This is a genomic window from Mesorhizobium sp. M0870 (assembly GCF_040319775.1).
Classification (GTDB): Bacteria; Pseudomonadota; Alphaproteobacteria; order Rhizobiales; family Rhizobiaceae; genus Mesorhizobium.
Genome location: NZ_JAMYOI010000041.1, coordinates 1 through 22,687, shown reverse-complemented (window position 1 = coordinate 22,687; position 22,687 = coordinate 1). Strand labels below are relative to the sequence as shown.

The window sequence follows — 22,687 nt, the reverse complement described above, 5'->3', positions numbered from 1 at the left end:
CCGCTGCATCTGGTCTCGGCTTGGGCAACCCGTCAGAGGCTCGTGCTCGGCCAGCAGGCGACAGACATAAAATCAAATGAAATCACTGCTATCCCGTTGCTGCTCGAGCGCCTTGAGTTGACCGGCGCGCTGGTCACTATTGACGCCATGGGAACGCAGGCGGCAATCGCCGAAGCCATTGTCGCCAAGGGCGGCGACTATCTGCTCGCGCTCAAGGCCAATTGGCCTGCCACCTTCGCCGATATCGAGCGCTTCTTCGCAGAGCCGCCGCAAAACATGCTGCAAACACCCGTCGAGACCATCGACAACGACCATGGCCGCCTTGAAGGCCGTCGCCACACCGTCTGCCATACGGTTGACTGGCTGTTCTCCGACCGCCGCTATCCCGGCGAACCGCGCTTCCCCCGGCTTGCCATGATCGGCATGGTCGAAACCCGCGTCGAACGCAACGGCAAGACCGAGCAGGAGCGGCGCTACTATCTGTCCTCCGCCAAGCTCGACGCCAAAACCTTCGCCCATGCCGTGCGAGCCCATTGGGGCATCGAGAACCGCCTCCACTGGGTACTCGATGTCGTCTTCCACGACGATCTCGCGCGTCTCAGAACAGCGCACGGACCGCAAAACATGGCCATCGTCAAACACATGGCCATGAACATCGTCCGAAACCCCAAGGACAAGCACAGCCTCAAGGTCCGACGAAAACTCGCCAATCTCAACGGCCACTATCTCGAAAATCTCATCCGTCAAAAATCAACGTTAACCTGAAGCGATTCCCCTGACTCTATCAGGTGCACACATACTTGTTTACCGACTTTATTCCGATGCTGCACGCCCGAGGTGTCTGCCAGTCGGACATTGAATCTATGCTGGAGGACAACCCGCGACGCTTCTTTTCCGGTGAGTTTCTGCCGAAAAGGTCGCTGAAATAGCTCTCATGTTCGCTGTCAAAGCTGGAGGCGAGGGTCAGGGGGGGTGAGGCAAGTGTCATTGCGGGTAGTTTCAATTCGGATCACGCATTGCCACCGCCGGGGTCATGGTCCTTTCCGAGGTTGAATGTCTCATGATGATGTTCGGGTCCGGCGCCTCCGCGTTTCCGACGATATGCAGATGAACTGCTGTCAGCCGTTTGACCGAGGTCGCCGCAACCATCGTCCCGCCGTAGGCGGTGAGGTGAACCGGGGCACCCCCGTTCCCGTTCGCCGGACCTACCTGCGTATAGGGGATCATCTCACCATCGGTCGAGACTGCCTCGTGGCGCGTGACCACCAGCCCGGATGGGTCGAAATTCTCCGGGTTGCCCTTCAGGATTACTGGAGCGCCGAGAGGCGCCGCGGCATTGAGGTCGAATAGGAGAACCTTCGGCGTGATCGGGTCCTGAGCCGAAATGAGGACCTCTCCATTGGTCTCGCGATGTTCCGCATCGAGAGACCGGTGGTGAACAGTCCCCTCGGCGGGCACGGTGTCCAGCGCTCGGCGCGTCCATTCCTGGCCGTCGGGGGTGAACATCTTGAAACGCGGAACGAGGTTGACGAGGTAGGAGATGATGAGCTTCCCAGGCGCGCTGCTACCTCAATTTCCTTACCGCTCAATCAATGTGACAGCACCTTTTCAGCGCCATGACATCAGCCGAGACGTCGCGCCGATCTCGTCCCGGGTGAGATCAACCCACTAGGAGTGGTAGGATGCGGTGCAACTGGAGACACGGTAACACTACCCCCAGCGAACAGGAGACAACAGTATGCAAGCCATACGATCGAGTTCGAGCCCGCGACAGCCTCTGGCCGTGATGCCCGATTGAAGGATATACACCACAGAATTTGGAAGTAGTTGCAAAGCGCCGGGTTGGCGCGCTTCTTCCGAGAAAAATTAGCCCGATCATCGATTCCCGCGGCGCATTAGGGCAGGCGGAGATTTGAAGTACAACATCGGAAGATGTGTCACTGATTAAGAACGTTGGATCGTAGTCCGTTCCCAGGTGAATTCTATAAGACGCTCAAAATATTCCGATAAGCGATGGCATAATCGTGCGTTGGATCGATCGGTTACAATGCCACTGCTTTGTTTCACGGTTAGATAGCTTTGCATCGAAAAGGAGAATGCCACTATGAGTGAAATGGACTTGATCGACAATTTTATTCCAGGTACCGATGTTGTTAAATGCACAGCGCGCATCGGGGCTGAAATCAGGAACATAAAGCTGTCGGCCGATTTGCCGGAGCAAGCCATCGCTGCGATAAACGGCCTGGTGCTTGAGCACAAGGTCATCTTCTTCCGCGACCAGGGTCATCTCGACGACGCTGAGCAGGAGCGCTTTGCTCTTCGTTTCGGGAAGCCCTCGCTGTATCCGGAGGGAACGACGCCCATTTTCGACATTGATTCCGCACGTGGCGATATCGGGGCTTACGTTTGGCATATCGATTGGTCCTGCATGGATGCCTATCCCAAGATTTCGGTGCTGCGAGGGGTTGTGATCCCGCCAGTCGGCGGCGACACCGTCTGGTCAAACACCGCGGCCGCATATCTCGACTTACCGTTGCCGCTGCAACGGCTTGCCAACGAACTCTGGGCTGTTCACAGCTTCCCCGGATCTTATCTCAGGTCCTCTACCGAGCCCCATACTGGACCGATGATCGAGACAGAGCATCCAGTCGTACGCGTCCACCCCGAGACCGGGGAGCGCACGCTTGTGCTCGGCGTTTATGTAACGCGTTTCGTTGGCATATCCAAATATGACGGCCAAAGGCTACTCGATCTCTTTGAGTCTCATGTCACCGCGCAGGAAAACACGGTGCGCTGGAAGTGGAAGCAGGGTGATATCGCGATCTGGGACAATCGAGCAACGATGCATTGTGCAACCAACGATTGCGGCGACCAACGCCGCGTCGTTCGTCGCGCGACCATTGAGGGCGAGGTGCCTGTCAGTGTCGACGGCCGGTACAGCGTTGCGCGTTTCAAGTTCGTCGGGCGAAATGAGAAACTGACACCTAACGAAACTTAGAACCGACCCCCTAGTGTCAGACGAGGAAGGCGATGGCTTCTCCTGTTTCTTGTCGGGCAGGATCCGTGGAAGGCGAGGCCGGAGGCGTCGTATGGCCGATTTGACTGAAGCGGCCGAGCTTTTTGATTCGATATGGATCATCTCGCCGGGATGCTCGCGCTCGTACCGGTGGACCGGTTCGGCCGGCTTGATATCGCTCAGCCGCGACAGCCAGCACCGCTTGAGAACCCGGCTGACGGTGGTAGGCGAGACGCCGACCTCATGGGCGAACGCCGCAGCGCCACGACGCGCTCGTCAACGACGCAGCAGTGGCCTGTGGCGTATCGCGAGGAACGGTCGGCCATGCCGGCCCGGCCTTTGGCCGTGGCGCTCGACGCAGCGCGCCACGATCTTGGCCGCTACGCGGTAGAACGCGCGCCGCATGGGCTTCGGAAAAAGCGCCTTCTATCACCATAGCCGCCATCTCCTCTCGACGCAGTGGCGTGAGACGGGCGTTCTTGTGGCCTGTTCATTCGGACCCTCCGATGGATGCTGAGCCTCGCAACTCAAGTCTTCTCTTCAGTCCGAATGGTCACCCTCCGCGAAGCTCACACTTAGCTGCATCTCGCCGCCAGATGACTACTATAGAGAAACTGCATTTGACGCAAACCGCTAGGACGGTTCAATGTCGTCTGAACCAAAGCTTGACGTTAAGCGACAGCTTCGAACATCAGCCCGATGCGTACTGTCGCGTAACCGAACCACAACATGGCAAGCCATTGAGGTGAGATATGGCAACGATGTCCTCAGCTATTCCTCTGACGGGTGTCCCGTTCCCGAGATCCGAGTACGAGCGCAGGCAGCTCAATGTGCTGGCGGCAGTAGCGAGCGCGGGGCTAGACGCACTTGTAGTGACTGCCCATGGCCATCTTCGGTATCTTAGCGGATATGATGGCAGTGGTGGATACTTCGCACCGTTTCCTTTGATCATGGTGCCCGGTCGGTCTCCAATATTTGTTGTCCGAGAGTACGACGAGCAAGCGGTTCGTTCGTATAGTTGCGTTGATGAAGTGGTTACTTATACCCACCAGCAAGACTTTGGGAAAGTGTGTGCCGACGTCCTTCGTCGGTATGGCTTGCAAAGCAAGACGATCGGTTTTGAGCTTGGCTGCTGGAACCTCGCGCTGTCAGATGTCAATGCGCTTCAGGCGCAGCTTCCCGACTTAAAGATCGCTGATGCGACTCGGCTAGTTTCTTCGCTGGCAGCGGTGAAGGGCGAGCTAGAACTCGAGTGCATGCGCGACGCAATGCGCATGACTGACCTGGCAGTGCGAACCTTCCAAGGCTCGCTACGGGAAGGTCTTACCGAACTGGAGATGGCAGCGACGATAGCGGCGGCCATCAGTGCAGAGGCCAGCAACGCTGGCGGGGAAGTTGGGCTTTCTGGCACTACCATTTTGTTCGGGGAAAGGACGAAGTTGCCGCATGCCCTCCCATCTCAGCATCCAATTAGTAATAACGAGCCGGCTTTTCTGGAAATCGGCGCATCAAAACACGGATACACCGTAGGGATGGTCCGGTGCGCTGTGCTTGGCCGACATCCTGAGGCTGAGTCTCTACACGCCTTGGCCGAGGAGGTCATTGAGGCCCTCGTTGCCGCAGTTAAGCCGGGCATCTCCGCGGCGGCAGTCGACGCTGCCGGCCGTGAGGTTCTGAAGCGATCTGGCAGAAAGGGAGTCTTTCGCCAACGAACCGGATACCAGACTGGCATTAATTGGACTGAACGCGGTGACCTGAGCTTGGAGCCGGGCGCGGAGGATATCCTGCAGTCCGGCATGACCTTGCACATGCCGAATATATTGCGCAGCGAAAACGGCTACTTATTCGGGGCTGGCGCTCACGTCCTAGTGACGGAGCATGGTGCAGAACTACTGAGCCAAACACCACCCACACTCTATCGCGCATGATGCCTAAGCAGGTCGAACCAGGGCGACGAATGGATTGAATGGGTGGCCGCAGTGCTGTCTCCGGGAATGTTTTTCGAGCATGGCTTGAAGGATCTTGTACAAACAAACGTAGCTCACGTTTTCTTGGAACCTGAGCCTTCTGAGCTCCTGCCTGAAGCTATTTCGCCCACGCCGGAGCCTGGATCAGGGCTTTATTCCGGCTACCTGAGTTTCCCTGAGCATCGCGCAAACCGTAGAGGGACCTTGGCGGATACCGTTGTCCCGGGGGCTCTGGCGTCAGCTGCATAGCAGCCGCGTGAGATGATTAGTTGAACGAGGCGTGCTCGCAAGAAGTGCTGATAGCGAACCAACAACTGCAAAAGATCTGCTCGGAGTGGACGATCCGGCCGATCGGGTGAGCGCGGTTATTAGCGGCATCGGGGCAGCAAGTTGCTGCGACACGAATTGGCGCGGGACCCTACCGACGTTGCCGCCAGCGAAAAAGAGGTCGGCGCCCCTATCATGTGAAACTCCGTGCCGCGCCTTTCGATATTGAGACGAAGCGCATCGTCGGCCGCGGCTCGGCCGCGTCTACGCCTCACAGATCTCCTTGCGCCCTCAGCACGGTTTTGTCTCCGATCTCCCCGGTTGATAGGGCCTGATGGGAGCTGTCGCATCGGCTGACCTCAGCCCTGAACGCCACCAAAAGAACGAGGCCAGATTCACATGAGCTCATCTCAGTTGTCGGGACCATCTCGCTTCTAGATGACGCTATATCTAAACTGCATTTGACGAAAACCTACGTGCCAACGATCATCGCTTACAAACGTGCTTCAGGCCGCAAAGCACACAAAATTTGGGAACGTACACGTGGTCAGCGTTGACCACTAAAAAGGGGAACTAAAATGAGCTTTTGGATAAATCGCAGAAGTTTCATGCAAGCGACCTCGTCGGCTATCGCAGTCGGCGCACTGTCCTCCGTCGTTCGGCCGGCTTCGGCGCAATCATCGGGTGAGTTAAGGGTGACCGTTGGGGGTGGTGCTGTGGGTAAAGCCACCATCGAGGCCTATGTCTTACCATTCGAAGCTGAGACAGGTATTAAGGTGACTCCGATCACCGACGATGCAAACATGGGCCAGATTGAGTTGATGGTGAAATCGAACAACGTTACGCTTGATGCTGGCTATGTATCGCAAGGTTCTGCCCTTACCTTAGATGGAAAAGGCCTCATCGAGAAGATCGATTATTCGATTTACAAGAAGGAAGAGCTAGACGGCATCGTTGAATTCGCTAAGCAACCGTTCGGCATCGCCTCGCTCATCTATTCGTACAACATGGTTTACAATACTGAAGCGTTTCCTGCTAGCAAGCCGAGGCCCGCGACCTGGGCCGATTTCTGGGACGTCGAAAAGTTTCCCGGCATCCGAACGATGGTGTCAGGGCAGTACGGAACGGAAGGGCCTTGGGAGCAGGCTCTGCTTGCTGATGGCGTACCCGCCGATCAACTTTACCCGATGGACATCGATCGCATCTTCACCAGTCTGGACAGGATCAAGCCGCATATCCGCAAGTGGTGGAGCACGGGCTCAGAGATCCAGCAAATGTTGCATGATAAGGCAGTTGATGTCGCGCAGTCATATGACGGGCGGGCGCTTCTTCTGATCGATCAGGGTGCACCCGTCGAGATCAATCGGAATCAGGCAATGCTACAATGGGACTATTGGGTGATTCCCAAGGGGGGTCCCAACGTGCAAAATGCGCAGAAGTTCATTGAATTCGTTACTCGCGCTGATCGCCAAGCGGCATTCTCGCAGCTCTTCCCCGAAGGTCCAACCAACCGCAACGCCTTTAAGATGATCTCGGATAAGGTCGCCCGCAAACTTCCTACCCATCCTGACTACATGAAGAGCAGCATTTCCATAAATGGACAGTGGTATAACGATATCGGGCCGGGTGGCCTGACGAACACCGAACGGCTAATTCAGCGCTGGAACGAATGGGTTCTTCAATAGACCTGGATTCCCTGGAGTTATTCTGGCCGGGCGAACGGTCACGTCGCTCGGCTTGCCGACCGCGAGATGAATGGATCCAACCAATCTACCCCCGTTTTTTGGCAAACTTGGGGATTGCGCATAAAGGCGGCCGAAAACTTCTAGCCCTGTGTTCCACGTCGAGTTGGGCGGCGGCAGCTATGATTAAATAGCAGGGGTCCGTCAGCGGTCGGATCATGCTGGAGGAGCAACAGTGAACATGCATGCAACTGCCCCCGTCACACTGTCAGAGGGTGCCGCGTTGGAGGAAAGCCGCGTTCCGCCGCAGATTGAATTCCGCAGCGTCACGAAGACATATGGGAAGGTCACCGCGGTCAGAGATTTGTCACTGACAGTTAGTCGTGGGGAGTTCCTAACCATTCTCGGTCCGAGCGGTTCGGGCAAAACTACAACCTTGATGCTGCTCGCCGGCTTCGAGGCCCCGACTGCCGGTGATATCTTGATCGCTGGCCGCTCCGTCGCCGCAGTGCCCTCCTATCGGCGGGACCAAGGCATCGTTTTCCAGAGCTATGCGCTGTTTCCGCATCTCACGGTGACAGGGAACCTGGAGTTCCCGCTTGAAATGCGTGGCATAAACACTGCTGAAAGGACAACACGGGTCCGCCGCATGCTGGAGCGCGTGCACCTCAGTGATCTTGGCGGCCGTATGCCGTCGCAATTAAGCGGCGGCCAGCAGCAGCGCGTGGCGCTTGCCCGCGCGCTGATCGCAGATCCGCCCTTCCTGTTGCTCGACGAACCGCTCGGCGCCCTCGATCGTAACCTCCGCGAGCAGATGCAGATTGAGATGAAGAGCCTACACAAAGAGTTCGGCATCACCACGGTCTGCGTTACGCACGACCAGGAGGAAGCGCTCACCCTGTCGGACCGCATCGTCGTCATGCGCGCGGGCCGGATCGAGCAGACCGACAGTCCGGAGGCCCTCTACGACCGGCCGGCAACACGTTTCGTGGCAAAATTCTTGGGTGAGGCCAACATCTTCGAGAATCACAACTTCAAGATTGAATCCGATGCAGAGCAGCCGTCCGGCACCGTGGCTATGATCCGGCCCGAACGTATCTACATTGTCGCTACTGATGCGCGGAAGCGCGGCGATGCAGACCTACGCCAGTCCGTTACTGGCACCGTCGACGACATGATTTATGCCGGGCCATTGCGGAAATACCATGTGCGCGTCGGCAGCAGCGTTTTTATCGTGCGTGAACACGTCGCCGCAGGGCAGCCGATCTTTCGACCCGGCGACGGAGTATGCCTTAACTGGCTGCGGTCCGACATTCGCTTTGTCGCGATTTAACGCACCAGGAGGGTAGACGTGATGAAGACCTTTCAAAAATTGGGCCAAATGCCAATTGGGCTAACCGTACCGGCCTTCGCCATCCTGCTCGTAGTATTCGGAATACCGATCATCCTTCTGTTCTTGACCAGCATCAATGCGCCGGCCTTTTCGGCAACCAACTATTATAACTTTTTTGGCCAGCCGGCGAACGTCCGCGTGCTCTTCCAGACCATCGAAGTGAGCGTCGTGGCCACCGTCATCTGCCTCATCGTCGGCTATCCCACAGCCTATCTGATCGTAACCGCCTCGAGGAGCGTGCGCATAACCCTCGTTGCGCTCGTCATCATTCCCTATCTCACCAGCGGGTTGGCTCGTACATATGCATGGATTGTCATTCTCGGCGATCGCGGCGTGATCAACAATGTGTTGCTCCAACTCGGGGTGATCCGCAGCCCGCTGCAGCTCATCTACAACACCATGGCCGTCTATATTGGCATGGTGCACATCATGCTGCCGCTGATGATTCTGCCTCTGGTTAGCGCCATGATGGGCATCGACAGATCGCTGATGGCGGCGGCCCGCAGTATGGGGGCGCGTCCGCTCACAGCTTTTTGGCGGGTTTTCTTCCCACTCAGCCTGCCAGGCGTTCGCAGTGGCTCACTGCTGGTCTTCGTATTCTGTCTGGGGTTCTACATAACGCCAGCTGCCCTCGGCGGGTTGCGTGATGCCATGCTGTCTACCTTTATCGCGGGGCAAGTCACAAGCTCCTTCGACATCTCACGAATCGCCACCTCAGCCTTCATCCTTCTTGCCATCGCCGTTGCCGTGCTTTCCATGCTAGGGCTCGACCTCGCTGGTGCACAGGGGCGCGCGCCGACATCAGCGCGGAAGTCTTGGGTTGTGCGGCTACCCGTATTCGGCATGCTGAAGCGCTATTTTAGTGAGTTTCTCAGTCCCTGTCGGGCGAAGCTATGGACGACCCGACTCTACCAGGCAGGAGATAACAGCCGCTTGTCGAACATCGTCGGCGCGCTGTTCGTATTGCTCGTAATGGTCTACCTTCTTTCACCTGGCCTCATCGTCATTATAATGTCGTTCAGTGCCGGAGCTTTTCTGGAATTCCCACCTTCAGGGCTTTCGCTGCAATGGTACCGATCCTTCTTCAGCGATCCGTCCTGGAATGGTGCTGCTTGGACCAGCATCCAGATCGGAGTAGCGGTGGCTATCCTTTCAACTATCGTCGGGACGCTCGCGGCCTATGGCCTCAACCGCACCCATCCGCGGCTGCGAGGCTTACTGACAATGGCGATTTTGACTCCCGTCACTATTCCAGTCATCGTCGTCGGCATCGCGACCTATCTTGGGCTGGTAAATCTCGGACTTATAGGCTCGACAACTGGGATCGTCCTTGCCCAAAGCCTCGGTGCCATTGGCATTGTCGTCGTGATCGTATCGGCGACGCTGGCGAATTTTGATCGAACGTTGGAGCAGGCAGCCAAAAGCATGCGGGCGAGCCCGCTGCAGACTTTTATGAGAGTGACGCTCCCGTTGATTCGGCCGGGAGTTATCGGCGGGGCCGTGTTTGCGTTCCTCCACTCCTTTGACGAACTCGTAATAACATCTTTAGTTAGCGGATATTCGATCCGTACCCTCCCTCTCAAAATGTGGGAGAACATACGCAACCAGATCGATCCCACGACCGCCGCTGTGTCGTCCCTACTAATGCTTGTGCCCGTGCTTTGGCTTATTGTCCTCTATCTAACCTGGTGGCGGTCCCGGCCGCGAGATCACCGCTCGCTCCCCGAACTTGCTACTTGAACTAAGGCTAACGGCGACGTCGCAGTTGGGTTGCCTCGTTTGCTAGGAATATCACAAGTGAATCCGGCTGCGCCAAGTTCACTCTCGCATGGCGCCGTGGCGCCTCCTCCCACACATCTTTCTGCGGGGTAGCCGGCGGAGCCGACCCCAACTGAGATCTGCCGGGCCGTTCGAAGGAGCGGGATCGAGAGGCGCGATGGCACATTGCCACGCGTGACGTTCCCGTCGCGTTTGGAACCGGCAACACGCCAATTGACGGAACGATTCTCAACCGAGTGTTTCCGGGTCGATCGAATGGCTCGGTGAGCGAACGGATCGCAGGTGCGATTTCGCGTCTATTTTTGCCTATGGTGGACAATATCCTCGATCTACACAGTTTTGGCCGACCTTGGACTGTGCACTGTCGATCATCTCACACCCCATTGCTGATGTCGACCAGATGACGAAGACGGTCAGCATTTCAGAGGCATTCAAGTGGTAAAGCCGAGTAGCCAACGATCGGTCGGGAAAAGCCCGGCCAAACACTAGAAACAACTTTCTCCCACCAGTTGAAATCGCCTTCACCGGGCATCGTCGAACCGCTGCTCGGTGATGGATGAAGTGACGCAGGGAAGGCGTCTTACATCCGATGGGTTCGCTGTCCACCGCTTCCATCGTATTCGCGCGTAATCGAAATCTATCGTGTTCGCCATCCGATCTCGAAAAGCGTTCCACCATCGTCACAAGTTAAATTCCCGATGGCTCACTGGTATGTCATAACCCCTTGTTGCATCGAATCTTACAGCGAAAGCGTGCGCAAACAAAAGGTCCCCTCGGTCCTAGACGCAAGCCCTTGACGGAAAACGAGGTCGTCGACAGATAGCGAAAAAGGACCGAGAGGCGCTCTTAGCCGTCCGGCTTCGCCTCGGAATCGCGTCCAGTATTCTATCGGAATGGGTGACCGACGGGGCGAAATGATCCGGAACAATATCTGGGTGACCTCAACGACCCCAATCAGAGGGACCTGCTAGAGCAGAATCTGATCACTCAGGCTCGTAATTGAGCACTCCTCGGCGGTGAAGCGTGGCAAGGCGTCGCGGATTGCGTCCCAAAGCTCGGGGATGTTGCGTGCGGCGGCTTTCCTGAGGATCGACTTCAGCTTGGAGAAGGCATTCTCGATCGGGTTAAAGTCGGGGCTGTAAGGCGGTAGGAAGAGCATTCGCGCGCCGGCCGCTTCGATCGCTTGGCGGGCGGCGGCGACTTTGTGAGCGGGCAGGTTGTCGAGGATGACGATGTCACCAACTCGAAGCGTAGGCGCCAATACATGCTCGGCATAAGCGGCGAACCATTCACCCGTCATCGGTCCGTCGAGGACCATCGGCGCAGTCATGCCCGTCAGGCGCAATGCGCCTGTAAAAGTAGTCGTTTTCCAGTGCCCGTGCGGGATCGGAGATCGGCACCGCATGCCCCGCTTTGCCCGTCCACGCAGGCGAGCCATCTTCGTCGATGCGCCGGTCTCGTCGATAAAGACCAACCGTTCGGGATCGAGATCAGGCTGGGCCTTGAACCAGGCGCGTCGCTGCGCGAGCACGTCGGGCCGATCCTGCTCGCTGGCGTGCGCTGTTTTTTTTGAAGGTCATCGAGTGACGGTCGAGAAAGCGCCAGATCGTGCCCGGCGCGAACACGACCGCATGCTCCGCCCTGAGAAATTCAGCCAACTCGACCAGTGTGATGTCGTCCTGACCTTCGATCACCGCTAGGATCGTATCCCGGTAGGCTTCGATCCGCTGGGAGCGCTTGTCTCCGCCTTGGGGCTTTGCCCGCGTCGCGCCGCTCTCTCGCCATTCGCGGACCCAGCGGACCGCGCTTGCCGCGGCAACACCGAAACGATCCGCCGCAGCCCGCCGCGACAGGCCACTCTCAACCGCTGCGATCACTCGCGAACGCAAATCCTCCGATATGGCTCTAACCATGCCTGCTGGCCTCCATACCCAGCCGACATGATGAATCAGATATTCTCCCCGATGGGAATCCCTCGCGATTCCATCAGGTCAGATTATGCTCTAGGAGATGCCCGCTGAAGGATACTGTCATCGCCGCCCTGGATGCCGTCATCTCGTCGCCAGAACACTCCAATCTACAAACTGAATTGGACACTTGCGGCCGCCTGCTGTCCACTGCGATCACTTAGTTGGAGCGATGCAGGCAACCTAAAGGCTCGATCCGCTGGCTTTCCCCGGATCCGCGTGCCGTCGGGATAATCTTTTGGAAGATACAACATACTAACGGAGTGTTGAATGGCACCGCTACCCCAGCGCTCTCTAGGAATTCTCAATCTGGAACGCGGGGACGCGGCGGGCGCCATGCCGGCGGCGCCACCACGCGGCTCCTTGATGAGTTCAGCTACTTACGATTTTCCCGTCATTTCGGAAACCGTTGTGGGTGCATGGGTGGACCGCGTTGTCCCTGGCGCGCCCGAGCTGGAGTCAGCCTGCGTGTCAGCAGCGAAGCGTCTAGTAGAGCGCGGCGCGGTGGCAATTAGCGCCAACTGTGGCTACTTTATCCGACACCAATCTGCCGTGGCGGCGGCCGTGAATGTCCCCGTGGTGTCTTCGAGCCTGCTGCTTCTGCCGGCGCTACTCGGCCAATTGCCCGCCGCCGCTAAGCTCGCCGTTCTGGTCGCCCAGCCGAAGCACTTGAGCGAAGATATGCTCGGGATCACCGATCCGTTTGCACGGGCCAGGGTGGTCATCGGAGGGATTGAAGATAGCGCACTCGTGCGAAATGAGAATATGCGACCACCGCCGCCGACAGATATGGCGGCTATAGAAAAAGATGTCTTGGCGTGCGCCGAGCGTATCCGCGGTTCACATCCAGATATCAAGGCCTTTCTATTCGAGTGCACGGCAATGCCGTTGACGGCGCCGGCGGTTCGGCGAATGACAGGCCTGCCTGTCTACGACATTACGACCCTCTGCCGAATGACCTTGGCGTCCGTCGCCTGAGGGACTGAGCGCGTCAAAAATACGCGGTCGAGCCTAGCGCCTAACTTGCCGTGAAACTCACAATGGGAGAACGATCATGTTCACGATATCACGCCGACATCTTCTAAAGAGTGCAGCTTCGGTTGGGGCTGCTGGTGTTGGTCTCTCGCTCGCGCGGATAGCCGGGGCGCGTGCTGCCGAGACGATCACTGTGGTTGAATGGGGCGGAGACTACATCGACGAAATGAAGGCAATGGCCGCCAAACTTCCGGAAATCAATGTCAATTGGATACTGCATACAGGTGGTTCCGCGGCTATTCTGCCGAAGATCAAGGCCATGTGGCCAAACCCCGGCATAGATGTCCTCACCGGATGGGATGTATCGTGGCAAACAGTCGCCCGTGAGGGCTGGGCGGAGCCGGTTACCTTGGAAAAGGTTCCGAATCTTGTCGATATTCCAGAAAAGTTGCTCGTCAAGGACGAACGTGGAAACATCGTAAATATCCCTCGTACGATTACAGGCCTTTCCTGGATGTATCGGGAAGATACCACTCCATTCGAAATAGCTAAGCTTGACGACCTTTTAGACCCCCGCCTTAAGGGCAAGATCTGCTTTCCTATCCCCACACTGAATCAGAACGTCCAGATGGTCTCGTTGGCGCTCTACAAAGGCGGCGACGAGAAAAACATGGAGCCGGCATGGGACTTTATGAAAGAGTTGGCTCGAAGCGGCAATATTGGTAGAGTCGCAAACGCAGATATTGACGTCTCGAACTCCCTTAGCTCGGGAGAAACTAGCATAACATTGAATAGTAACGGGACCTTCACAGAGCTGAAACGTCGTAACTTTAAAATGCGATTGCTTAACAGGATGGACCCAACAACAACAGGGTTCCGAACGTTCTACTTGCAGGAAGGTTGGTGCGTACTGAAAGGCGGGAACACAGATGCCGCGTTCAAGTTCGTTAATTTCCTTATTAGTCCCGAAATTAACGAGCTATACAATCGGCATATTGGCGCTATACCTGCAAATATAAAGGCGGCCGTCCCTGACGAGGCAAAACCGTTCGTATTCAACAACGAGGAAATGAATAAGTATGCCTACGTTCCCGACTGGTCATATGTTTCCGAACAGTCCGATGCGTGGATGAAGCGCTGGGAGCAAGAAATCCAACCTCTACTCTAGCGGAAGCCGGAAGAATCTCTGCGTAAGCGCGCCGGCCAGGGGTCCAAATGAGACAATCTAAATCCCAGTTACTGCTGCTGCTTCCGGCGGCAGCAGTATTTCTCCTCTTACTTGTGCTGCCGCTATTGACAGTCATTGCGGAGAGCTTTCGCACATTCACGCCAGGCCGTATCGGGGCCGTGGCGGGGGCCCCGCTTACCAATAAGAATTATACGGACTTCTTCAGCCCGGTCTATGCGAGGTACTTTGGCCAAACCTATGTGTTGGCGTTCTTCGCGTCCGTGATCGCTATCATCATAGCGTTTCCGGTCGCTTATTATATTGCGCAGAATGCATCTGCGAGTGTGCGGAAGATCTGGATATCAGCTCTCATCGGGCTAATGTTCTTAAGCGCATTGGTTCGGATCTATGCGATCGAATTGACGTTTGGTTCTGTCGGGATACTCGCCCCGTTCATGTCCTTTTTTGGCGTCAACATGAACGGCAGTGCATATATTAACATCATCATCATCGTCGGATTGCTCCACTATGCTATACCAATATCTATCTTGATCATGATAGGCGCGATTCTGAATCTCAATCCTCGCTTGCCTGAGGCGGCGCAGTCTCTTGGCGCGTCGGCACTAGAGTCACATCTTTCAGTAACTATCCCGTTGTGCATTAAGGGAATCGTGTCCGCATTTTTGGTTTCAATGACATTTGGCGTAAGCGCTTTCGCCATCCCTTGGATCCTCGGGAGAGGAAGGGTGCAGTTTATTTCAAACATTATCTACAGTCGCTTCAGTGAAGTATCGAACTATCCCAGTGGGGCGGCAATATCGATTATCATGATGATCCTATCGCTTCTAATGATTTTTATTATCTCTAGAATTGCAACGTTCTTTGATAGGACATGAGAATGCTCAGCAAGCGAAACGCAGACGCGGGTCTTGGGGTACTCCTAAAGGCAGTAATTGCGCTGACGGCAGTGTTCTTGCTGCTCCCAGTGTTGATGACCGTGGTCATGTCATTTGACTCTCGTAACTATCTTGGTCAATTTCCTCCGCCGAGTCTGTCGACGCAGTGGTTCACCAAGTTCGCCCAGAATGGCTATCTCTGGTCCGGACTCCAGACGAGCCTGTTGCTGGCGACCGCGGCAACCGTCGCCGCGACTACGATTGGGGCCTTGGCCGCGCTGGCAATCAGTCGAATGTCTGCGCAATGGCGGGATTCTGTCACGACGGCCTTCCTGTCGCCTCTAGTGCTGCCGGGAGTTATCATTGGGTTTGCATTGCTGCTGGCATTTTCGGCAGTGAACGTGCTGCCGACATTTCTTAAAATGCTCGCTGGGCACCTTATCATCACAATTCCCTTTACGATCAGAATGACACTGGTTGGGTTGACTGGCATAAGTGCCACGCTGCGTGAAGCTGCATTGAGCCTTGGCGCCCATGAACGCCAAGCTTTCTTCACAATAACCTTGCCGCTCGCTAAGAATAGTATTGCCGCTGGTGCGATCTTTGCCTTCGCATTCTCCATGGATGATTTGACAATCAGCCTATTCTTGAGCGATTTCAATACGTATCCGCTTCCCGTTGCTCTCGTGAGTCTTATGCGGTCGAACTTCGATCTCACTCTCGCCGCGGCCGCCGTCTTTCTGATGGGGCTAACTGTCGTCATTTTGATCGTGCTCGATCGCGTATTCGGTCTCGACCGGGTAATCGGCCACGGCATCTATAAGGCTTGACTCAATGAATGTTCTTGAACTGAAAAACGTCACTAAGAAATACGGCGAATTTGTAGCCGTTGATGGCGTCTGCTTGGAAATAGAAAAAGGAAAGATTCTTTCTCTCTTGGGGCCGAGTGGTTGCGGGAAGTCAACAACGCTACGCATGATAGCTGGGTTTACAACGCCGAACAGCGGAACTGTGGCAATCGCGGGGGAAAACGTTGACCATCTGAAGCCCTACGAACGCAATGTTGGGCTTCTGTTCCAGGATTACGCGCTTTTCCCGCACATGACGGTGGAGCAGAATGTAGCCTATGGACTGCGGTACCGCGGAACACCGAAGCCGATGATACCTGCTCGAGTCCAGCAGATGCTATCACTTGTACGCATGGTCGGTATGGCGGCCAGATATCCTGGCCAGCTAAGCGGTGGACAGCAGCAGCGCGTGGCGCTTGCCCGGGCGCTGGCAACTGACCCCCAAATCGTCCTCCTGGACGAGCCTCTATCCGCACTTGATGCCAAGCTTCGCCTGGAGTTGCGTATCGAGCTTAAGGAAATCCTCAGATCAGTAGGAGCGACCACCATTGTCGTCACGCACGACCAGGAGGAGGCTCTTAGCCTCGGTGACGAAGTCATTGTCATGCATGCGGGAAAGGTGATTCAGCGCGGTTCTCCGACGGAAATCTACAAGGCGCCGGCAGATAAGTTTGTAGCGGAATTCGTTGGCAGATCCAATTGGTTCTGCGCAACCAGACGTGGTCGTTCAAGTGGAGACCTTAGCTCCTATATGACCAGCAATGGAATTGAGATTCGCACGAGATCAGCTCAATCAGACCAGCGCGGAGGTGCTGATCTATGCATCAGACCGGAACATATTGAACTTGTCGACCTCACAAATGGTGTTGTGAGTGATGAACCAGACCAGAATGTCTTAGAGGGTGTCGTAGTCGACGTGGCGCCTCTAGGGGCCGATGTGCATGTGGTTGTCGACCTACCGGGTGAGATTCGGTTGCTGGTAATCCGAAAGGATGTCGGGAAGATTCCCACGGTCGTGCCGGGACAGCCCGTGCAGCTTTGCTTTTCAGCATCCGATGTTCTGGTGTTCCACACCTGAGAATCGGCGAAGTTTATCGAATTGCTGGTCTCGGCGGCTCTCGCCAATCAGACCGCCCGGATTGCCTGGGCTCTTCTCGCCCGCGGCGCGACAGTTCAATCCTTACCGGATCGGCGCCTGCTGACCGGCACCAGTAGCAACAGGGGTACGCCTCCGGCGAAGGCCGCCTTGCGGGAGCATGGCACGGTAGCGAGGGTGCGCTCTTAAGGTCGTCGTTACCGAGCGTAGTTAGCAGCACAGCATGACAGCATGGTAAGCGCTGTTCCGGCGCTACCTTTCGCGCGTGGTCGTGAGCGACGATGCTCGGAGCCTTTGAGGGCTTCGACACATGACGATTTCAGAGCTTACGCTTAAATCCAACGATCCCGAGCCCGCGCGGCGTTTCGAGGTGTTCACGGGCTCCGGCCGACGGCGCGAATGGTTGCCGGAGGAGAAGGCGCGGATCGTGGCGGAAAGCTACGATGCCGGCGAGACCGTGAGCGCGGTGGCCCGGCGATATGCCTTGTCCCCGCAGCAGCTGTTCGCCTGGCGCCGGACCGCGCGGGTGCCGTTGGCGAATGCGCGGGCACCGGAGCCATTGTTTGTTCCAGCAGTGGTCGCCGCACCGGAGCCCGAACCGGCGGGGAAGCGCGCGAGATCGACGCGGAAGCGGAAAGCCGCCCGGGAAGCCGGCGTGATCGAGCTGGAGATTGACGGTGTCGCCATGCGGGTCGGTCGTGGCGCCGACGCCAGGACGGTGGCGGCGGTGATCCGCGCACTGAAGGCCGGGTCGTGATCGGGCCGACCGGCGCCGTGCGCGTCATGGTGGCGACCAAGCCGGTAGACTTCCGCAAGGGCGCGGAGGGACTGGCGGCGCTGGTGCGCGACACGATGGGCGCCGATCCGTTCTCCGGCGCGATCTACGTCTTCAGGGCCAAGCGCGCCGACCGGGTCAAGCTCGTCTACTTCGACGGCACCGGCGTGTGCCTGCTGGCGAAGCGCCTGGAGGACGGGAAGTTCTGCTGGCCTGCGATCACCGATGGTGTGGTGAGGCTGACGGCGGCACAGCTGCAGGCGCTCCTGGAAGGGTTGGATTGGCGGCGTGTGCATGACGCCCGCGAGACGCGCGCGCCGGTCGCGGCAAGTTGATTCAACGGATGGCCAAGACGCTGGCAAAGCATTGGAATGCATGACTGAATCGGCTTCGTGAGCAATCCGGCCGAGCCCCTGACCAACGATCCGATCGCGCTTCAGGCGATGCTCGCGGCAGAGCGCGCCGAGAACGAGCGGCTGCGCCAGATCATCAAGGAGCTACAGCGTCACCGCTTCGGCCGCAGGGCAGAGAGCCTGCCGGTCGACCAGCTGCTACTGGGCCTGGAAGAGGCAGAGCAGGTTGAAGCCGAGGGCTTCGCGGCGGAGGACACCGCCGATCCCACCAAGCGCGAGGCTCGCGCCAGCAAGCGGCGCGCCAACCGTGGGTCACTGCCCGCGCACCTGCCGCGTATCGAGCAGGTCATCGACATCCCCGACAAGGTCTGCCCGTGCTGCAAGGGAATGCTGCACGTCATGGGCGAGGATCGCTCCGAGCGCCTCGACATCGTGCCGGCCCAGTTCCGCGTGATCGTCACGCGCCGGCCGAAGTATGCCTGCCGGAGCTGCGAGGAGGTCGTTGTGCAAGCGGCGGCTCCGCCACGGCTTGTCGAGGGGGGCATCCCGACCGAGGCGACCGTCGCCCATGTTCTGGTCGGCAAGTACGCTGACCACCTTCCGTTGTATCGCCAGGCGCAGATCTATGCCCGCCAAGGCGTGAACCTGGATCGATCGACGCTCGCCGACTGGGTCGGCAAGGCAGCCTTCCTGCTCCGGCCGATCCACGAGCGGCTGTTCGAGCGGCTGAAGGCGTCCGGCAAGCTCTTCGCCGACGAGACCACGGCGCCGGTGCTCGATCCCGGGCGCGGCCGCACCAAGACGGGCCAGCTGTTCGCTTACGCCCGCGACGATCGCCCCTGGGGCGGGATCGCTCCACCCGGCGTCGCCTATCTCTATGCGCCCGACCGCAAGGCTGAACAGCCGCTGCGGCACCTTCAGGGCTTCGTCGGGATCCTGCAAGTGGACGGCTACGCCGGATACCGGGCGCTGGCCGAGCGCAACGCCGTGAGCCTGGCCTTCTGTTGGGCGCATGTCCGTCGCCGCTTCTATGAACTGGCGCAGTCCGGACCTGCGCCGATCGCAACCGAGGCTCTCCAGCGCATCGCCGAACTCTACAAGATCGAGAGCGAACTGCGGGGTCGCCCAGTTGAGGAGCGCCGCGCCGCTCGCCAGCAGAGGAGCCGACCCATCATCGACGCTCTCGACCCGTGGCTGCGCGAAAAGCTCGCCTTGGTCAGCCAGAAGACAAAACTCGCCGAAGCGATCCGCTACACGCTCGCGCGCTGGGCTGGACTTGGTCGCTTCCTCGACGACGGCCGCGTCGAGATCGACTCCAACGTCGTCGAACGCGCGATCAGACCGATCGCCCTCAATCGCAAAAACGCGCTCTTCGCCGGTTCCGACGGCGGTGGAGAGCACTGGGCGACCATCGCCTCGTTGATCGAAACCTGCAAGCTCAACGGCGTCGACCCATATGCCTACCTCGCCGACGTCATCGCCCGCATCGTCGCCGGCCATCCGCAAAGCCAGCTCGACGACCTGCTGCCCTGGGCCTACGTCCACGCGCCACTCAAGGCCGTGGCCTGAGAACAGCGGTTACACAGCATGAGCCATGTGACGTTATTGACCGGGCCTGAGCGTCGTCGTTGGAGTGAAGAGGATCAGTGCCGGATACTGGCCGCGGCATTCGCGCCCGGAGCCACAGTGGCGGCAGTGGCGCGTCAGTACGAAATCTGGTCTATCCGCTAGCGGTTGAAGCCGTGAAGCGCATCGATGCCCTGTTCGATAATCGAACGCGAGATCAACGGCCTGTCGCCGGCCCGCTGGTCACCGAGCTCGAGCGCTGGATGATCGAGACGCGCGACAAGCTCTCGCGCGGACACGATCTGACCATGGCCTTCAACTACATGCTGCGCCGCTGGTCATCCTTCACCCGGTTCCTCGACGATGGACGGATTTGCCTATCTAACAATGCAGCCGAACGAGCCCTGCGCGGCATCCATTGCCAACCGAGGGCGTCCATTTGCCCAGGCATCCGCGTTTCCTTCAATTGCGACGCAGCAGCGGTCGGGCACTATCTATCTCGGACGCAGATGGAATCCATCTATAGTCGATAATTGGCAGGCCCCGCGGATAAGGCTAACTACTTACTAAAGCATCCATGGCTGTCGAAAACCAAGGGCCTTGCGTCCAATTTGAGAAAGGTTCCTCTATGACAACCCAACCGCAAAGAGCCCTCGGAATTATAGGACTGGACATCGGGCCCGCGCCCGGTGAATCTCCGCCTCCGCAGCCAGGCTCTGTTTTCAATCCGGCAACCTTCGACTTCCCAATAATCATGGAGACGGCGGCAGGAGCTTGGACGGAGAGGGTCATCGCTGGCGATCCCGCTCTCGATCCGGCCTACATTGCAGCTGCCCGGCGGTTAGTCGATCGCGGAGCCGTCGCAATAACCGGGGACTGCGGCTACACTATCCGGCATCAAGCGGCGGTGGCTGCGTCGGTGAATGTACCCGTGGCGATGTCCAGCCTGCTCCTGGCGCCGACATTGCTTCGCCAACTGCCGCCAGCTGCCAAGCTCGCTGTCGTGGCCGCCCAGGCGCGACATTTGGGTGAAGATATGCTTGGGGTCGATGATCCTGCCGAGCGCGCGAGGATCGTTATTGGCGGCATCGACGGCAGCAAGTTGGTGCAGAATGAGAACATGCGACCGCCGGCATCGACGGACATCGCCGATATTGAGAAAGACGTCGCCGCGTGTGTCGCGGAACTCCGCGCTGCGCATCCTGGAATTGCCGCGCTGCTATTTGAATGTACAATGTTCCCGATGGTCACACCAGCAATCCGCCGTTTGACAGGCCTGCCCATCTATGACACCGCAACGCTTTATCGGATGACGTTCGCAGCCGTCGCCTAACCGCTCCTAACGGGCCTTCCCGATTCAATCCCTCATGAGCTTAATCCCTCGCCGAGTGCTTGCTTCTGTCCGCAGTCGACGCTGGGCCGCTGCTGCTGGGTCTGCTGAGGACCGGCTGGCCGATCTAGGAAAGCGCAGTCACCTGGGCGCTGCTTGAGCGGTAGCGACCTAGCCCATCCATCGTCCCGGCGAAGGGACCTTGCTCCAAAGGGCTGATGTCAGTGCCCGTCTGAAAGTCTGTCTTGTTGCGTCCTTCCCTGCTCAGGCGACCATGGCTGGCGTCGCCCTGTGGGGAATTACGTTGGTGTTATCCCTCAGCATGTGGTGCAACACCATCGCCAGCTTGCGGGCCAGCGCAACACGCGCCTTTCTGGGGCCTGCACGTCTGGCGGCCGCCGCCCAGCTCTTAAGATCCGAGCCTTTTGACGGCCGGGTCAAGATGACGTTGGCCGCCTCGTAGAGCGCGGTTCGTACGCCCACATAGCCGATCTTCGAGATGCGACCGCTATAGTAGATTTCGCCCGATTGATACTTCTTTGGCGTCAATCCGAAATGCGGACGCCTAGGCCGGGCGTCGTCATGAGTCGACATGTATTGTCGTCCTAACCGGCCATGGGCCATGGCGCGCATCTTTTCGTTCAAAACCTGCAAATTCGTTCGTAAGCGCGTCGCGCACCTTCAACCGCGACGCGGCGATCGCCTCCAAGGTCGGATGACCTTCAATCAGCTCGCCAATCCGTGCCGCGTAGGTGCGCCGCGTGGTCGGTCCTACATTGAGGCCGAAGCCGCACGGAATGCCCCGGATGCTCATCTCGATGTCGTGAAGCTTTCCCTGGATGAGCTTTCGTGCGGTCAGCAGCGCTTGGCCTGCTGCCGGTTTTTCGGACACGAGGTTAAGCTAACATAGCTTGTTCCTCGAACTCCACGGGGCTCAGATAGCCCAGCGTCGAGTGCTTCCGCCGGGGGTTATAGAAGCATTCGATGTAATCGAACACATCCGCTCTGGCGTCATTCCTCGTCCTGTAGACCTTGCGGGCTGTCCGCTCGGTCTTGAGCGACGAGAAGAAGCTCTCCATCGCAGCATTGTCCCATACGTTGCCCGACCGGCTCATCGAACACGTAATGCCGTGATCGGCCATCAGGCGCTGGAACTGCTCGCTCGTGTATTGCGATCCCTGGTCGGAATGATGCAGCAGGCTGTCGGGCTTGCCCCGGCGCCAGACCGCCATGATGAGGGCGTCGGTGACGAGCTGTGCTGTCATCTCGGCCTTCATCGCCCAGCCGACGACCCGCCGGGAGAACAGGTCGACCACGGCGGCAACGTAGAGCCATCCTTCGGCGGTCCAGATATAGGTGAAGTCGGCGACCCATTTCTGATTCGGCGCCGAGGCCTCGAGGGCGCGGTCAAGGAGGTTGTCCGACACAACCGCTCGCTCGCCCATATCCTTCGGCAGTGCGCGGCGCCGAGGCCTGGCACGCAGACCGTTCTCCCGCATAAGCCTCTCGATGCGATGCAGGCCGCAGGACAGCCCCTCAGCCAGCACGTCGTGCCAGACGCGACGGGCGCCATAGGTGCGGTCGCTGCTCTTGAAGCTACGGTCGATCC

21 protein-coding genes and 3 pseudogenes are annotated in these 22,687 nt (G+C 58.1%); 18 read left to right on the top strand and 6 right to left on the bottom strand.

What is annotated here, in order from left to right:
- Together NKH97_RS30495 and NKH97_RS30490 are read left to right on the top strand one after the other, a co-directional pair.
- Positions 1-765 (top strand): annotated as a pseudogene (locus tag NKH97_RS30495) (ISAs1 family transposase); the annotation flags it as partial.
- 23 nt (positions 766-788) lie between these two features.
- Positions 789-929 (top strand): phosphotriesterase family protein, encoded by a 141-nt coding sequence (locus tag NKH97_RS30490; RefSeq protein WP_352799527.1) that lies wholly within the window; start codon positions 789-791, stop codon positions 927-929.
- A gap of 70 nt (positions 930-999) precedes the next feature.
- Here the strand turns inward: NKH97_RS30490 and NKH97_RS30485 are convergent, their stop codons facing one another.
- The gene (locus NKH97_RS30485) at positions 1,000-1,506 is read right to left on the bottom strand and encodes a hypothetical protein (RefSeq protein WP_352799525.1); all 507 of its coding nucleotides are present in this window, start codon (positions 1,504-1,506) and stop codon (positions 1,000-1,002) included.
- A 598-nt stretch (positions 1,507-2,104) separates the two neighbouring features.
- Between NKH97_RS30485 and NKH97_RS30480 the strand changes: the two genes are divergently transcribed.
- The gene (locus tag NKH97_RS30480; protein ID WP_352799523.1) at positions 2,105-2,998 is read left to right on the top strand and encodes a TauD/TfdA dioxygenase family protein; all 894 of its coding nucleotides are present in this window, start codon (positions 2,105-2,107) and stop codon (positions 2,996-2,998) included.
- A 91-nt stretch (positions 2,999-3,089) separates the two neighbouring features.
- Here the strand turns inward: NKH97_RS30480 and NKH97_RS30475 are convergent.
- Positions 3,090-3,461, bottom strand: a pseudogene (locus tag NKH97_RS30475) (transposase family protein); the annotation flags it as partial.
- Between the two features lie 307 nt (positions 3,462-3,768).
- On the opposite strand from NKH97_RS30475, the gene NKH97_RS30470 reads away from it, so the two are divergent.
- The 4 genes from NKH97_RS30470 (at position 3,769) to NKH97_RS30455 (ending at position 10,065) form a co-directional block, all read left to right on the top strand.
- Complete coding sequence (locus NKH97_RS30470; protein WP_352799521.1) at positions 3,769-4,944, top strand: M24 family metallopeptidase; 1,176 nt, start codon at positions 3,769-3,771, stop codon at positions 4,942-4,944.
- Between the two features lie 884 nt (positions 4,945-5,828).
- Positions 5,829-6,935: an ABC transporter substrate-binding protein gene (locus tag NKH97_RS30465; RefSeq protein ID WP_352799519.1), complete on the top strand. Its 1,107-nt coding sequence runs from the start codon at positions 5,829-5,831 to the stop codon at positions 6,933-6,935.
- A gap of 238 nt (positions 6,936-7,173) precedes the next feature.
- Positions 7,174-8,265 carry an ABC transporter ATP-binding protein gene (locus NKH97_RS30460; RefSeq protein WP_352799558.1) on the top strand — a complete coding sequence of 364 codons (1,092 nt, stop codon included), beginning with the start codon at positions 7,174-7,176 and terminating at the stop codon, positions 8,263-8,265.
- A gap of 21 nt (positions 8,266-8,286) precedes the next feature.
- Positions 8,287-10,065 (top strand): ABC transporter permease subunit, encoded by a 1,779-nt coding sequence (locus NKH97_RS30455; protein ID WP_352799556.1) that lies wholly within the window; start codon positions 8,287-8,289, stop codon positions 10,063-10,065.
- Between the two features lie 1,006 nt (positions 10,066-11,071).
- On the opposite strand, the gene NKH97_RS30445 is transcribed toward NKH97_RS30455, so the two are convergent.
- A protein-coding gene (locus tag NKH97_RS30445) for an IS630 family transposase (RefSeq protein ID WP_502897107.1) occupies positions 11,072-12,017 on the bottom strand; the annotation gives its coding sequence in 2 pieces (ribosomal slippage) (positions 11,072-11,678 and positions 11,677-12,017; 948 coding nt in all).
- A 324-nt stretch (positions 12,018-12,341) separates the two neighbouring features.
- Between NKH97_RS30445 and NKH97_RS30440 the strand changes: the two genes are divergently transcribed.
- The 11 genes and pseudogenes from NKH97_RS30440 to NKH97_RS30390 all read left to right on the top strand — a co-directional run bounded on the left by NKH97_RS30440 (position 12,342) and on the right by NKH97_RS30390 (position 21,081).
- Entirely contained in the window at positions 12,342-13,049 is a 708-nt protein-coding gene (locus NKH97_RS30440) for an aspartate/glutamate racemase family protein (protein WP_352799513.1), read from the top strand.
- A 76-nt stretch (positions 13,050-13,125) separates the two neighbouring features.
- Positions 13,126-14,214: an ABC transporter substrate-binding protein gene (locus NKH97_RS30435; protein ID WP_352799511.1), complete on the top strand. Its 1,089-nt coding sequence runs from the start codon at positions 13,126-13,128 to the stop codon at positions 14,212-14,214.
- A gap of 47 nt (positions 14,215-14,261) precedes the next feature.
- Positions 14,262-15,110 carry an ABC transporter permease gene (locus tag NKH97_RS30430; RefSeq protein ID WP_352799509.1) on the top strand — a complete coding sequence of 283 codons (849 nt, stop codon included), beginning with the start codon at positions 14,262-14,264 and terminating at the stop codon, positions 15,108-15,110.
- A gap of 2 nt (positions 15,111-15,112) precedes the next feature.
- Positions 15,113-15,940, top strand: coding sequence for an ABC transporter permease (locus NKH97_RS30425; protein ID WP_352799507.1), 828 nt, complete (start codon positions 15,113-15,115; stop codon positions 15,938-15,940).
- Positions 15,941-15,944: 4 nt separating this feature from the next.
- Complete coding sequence (locus NKH97_RS30420) at positions 15,945-17,036, top strand: ABC transporter ATP-binding protein (protein WP_352799505.1); 1,092 nt, start codon at positions 15,945-15,947, stop codon at positions 17,034-17,036.
- Between the two features lie 328 nt (positions 17,037-17,364).
- Complete coding sequence (gene tnpA, locus NKH97_RS30415) at positions 17,365-17,811, top strand: IS66-like element accessory protein TnpA (protein WP_352691749.1); 447 nt, start codon at positions 17,365-17,367, stop codon at positions 17,809-17,811.
- Between the two features lie 26 nt (positions 17,812-17,837).
- Entirely contained in the window at positions 17,838-18,164 is a 327-nt protein-coding gene (gene tnpB, locus NKH97_RS30410) for an IS66 family insertion sequence element accessory protein TnpB (protein ID WP_502897110.1), read from the top strand.
- A gap of 108 nt (positions 18,165-18,272) precedes the next feature.
- On the top strand, positions 18,273-19,751 hold the full coding sequence (tnpC, locus tag NKH97_RS30405) for an IS66 family transposase (protein ID WP_502897109.1): 1,479 nt from the start codon (positions 18,273-18,275) through the stop codon (positions 19,749-19,751).
- An 18-nt stretch (positions 19,752-19,769) separates the two neighbouring features.
- Positions 19,770-19,913: a transposase gene (locus NKH97_RS30400; RefSeq protein ID WP_352799500.1), complete on the top strand. Its 144-nt coding sequence runs from the start codon at positions 19,770-19,772 to the stop codon at positions 19,911-19,913.
- Positions 19,907-20,281: pseudogene (locus NKH97_RS30395) on the top strand (IS66 family transposase); the annotation flags it as partial. The gene NKH97_RS30400 and the pseudogene NKH97_RS30395, both read left to right, overlap by 7 nt.
- Positions 20,282-20,685: 404 nt before the next feature.
- A complete protein-coding gene (locus tag NKH97_RS30390) occupies positions 20,686-21,081 on the top strand; it encodes an aspartate/glutamate racemase family protein (RefSeq protein WP_352799498.1) in 396 nt (131 codons plus the stop codon).
- A 261-nt stretch (positions 21,082-21,342) separates the two neighbouring features.
- Here NKH97_RS30390 and NKH97_RS30385 read toward each other — a convergent pair whose 3' ends face one another.
- The 3 genes from NKH97_RS30385 to NKH97_RS30375 all read right to left on the bottom strand — a co-directional run.
- Positions 21,343-21,672, bottom strand: a complete 330-nt coding sequence (locus NKH97_RS30385) for a transposase (protein ID WP_502897106.1) — start codon at positions 21,670-21,672, stop codon at positions 21,343-21,345.
- The gene (locus NKH97_RS30380) at positions 21,659-21,970 is read right to left on the bottom strand and encodes a hypothetical protein (RefSeq protein WP_352799496.1); all 312 of its coding nucleotides are present in this window, start codon (positions 21,968-21,970) and stop codon (positions 21,659-21,661) included. Before NKH97_RS30380 ends, NKH97_RS30385 begins: the two co-directional genes overlap by 14 nt.
- 4 nt (positions 21,971-21,974) lie before the next feature.
- The coding region (locus NKH97_RS30375; protein ID WP_352799494.1) for an IS3 family transposase at positions 21,975-22,687 on the bottom strand (713 nt) is incomplete at its 5' end.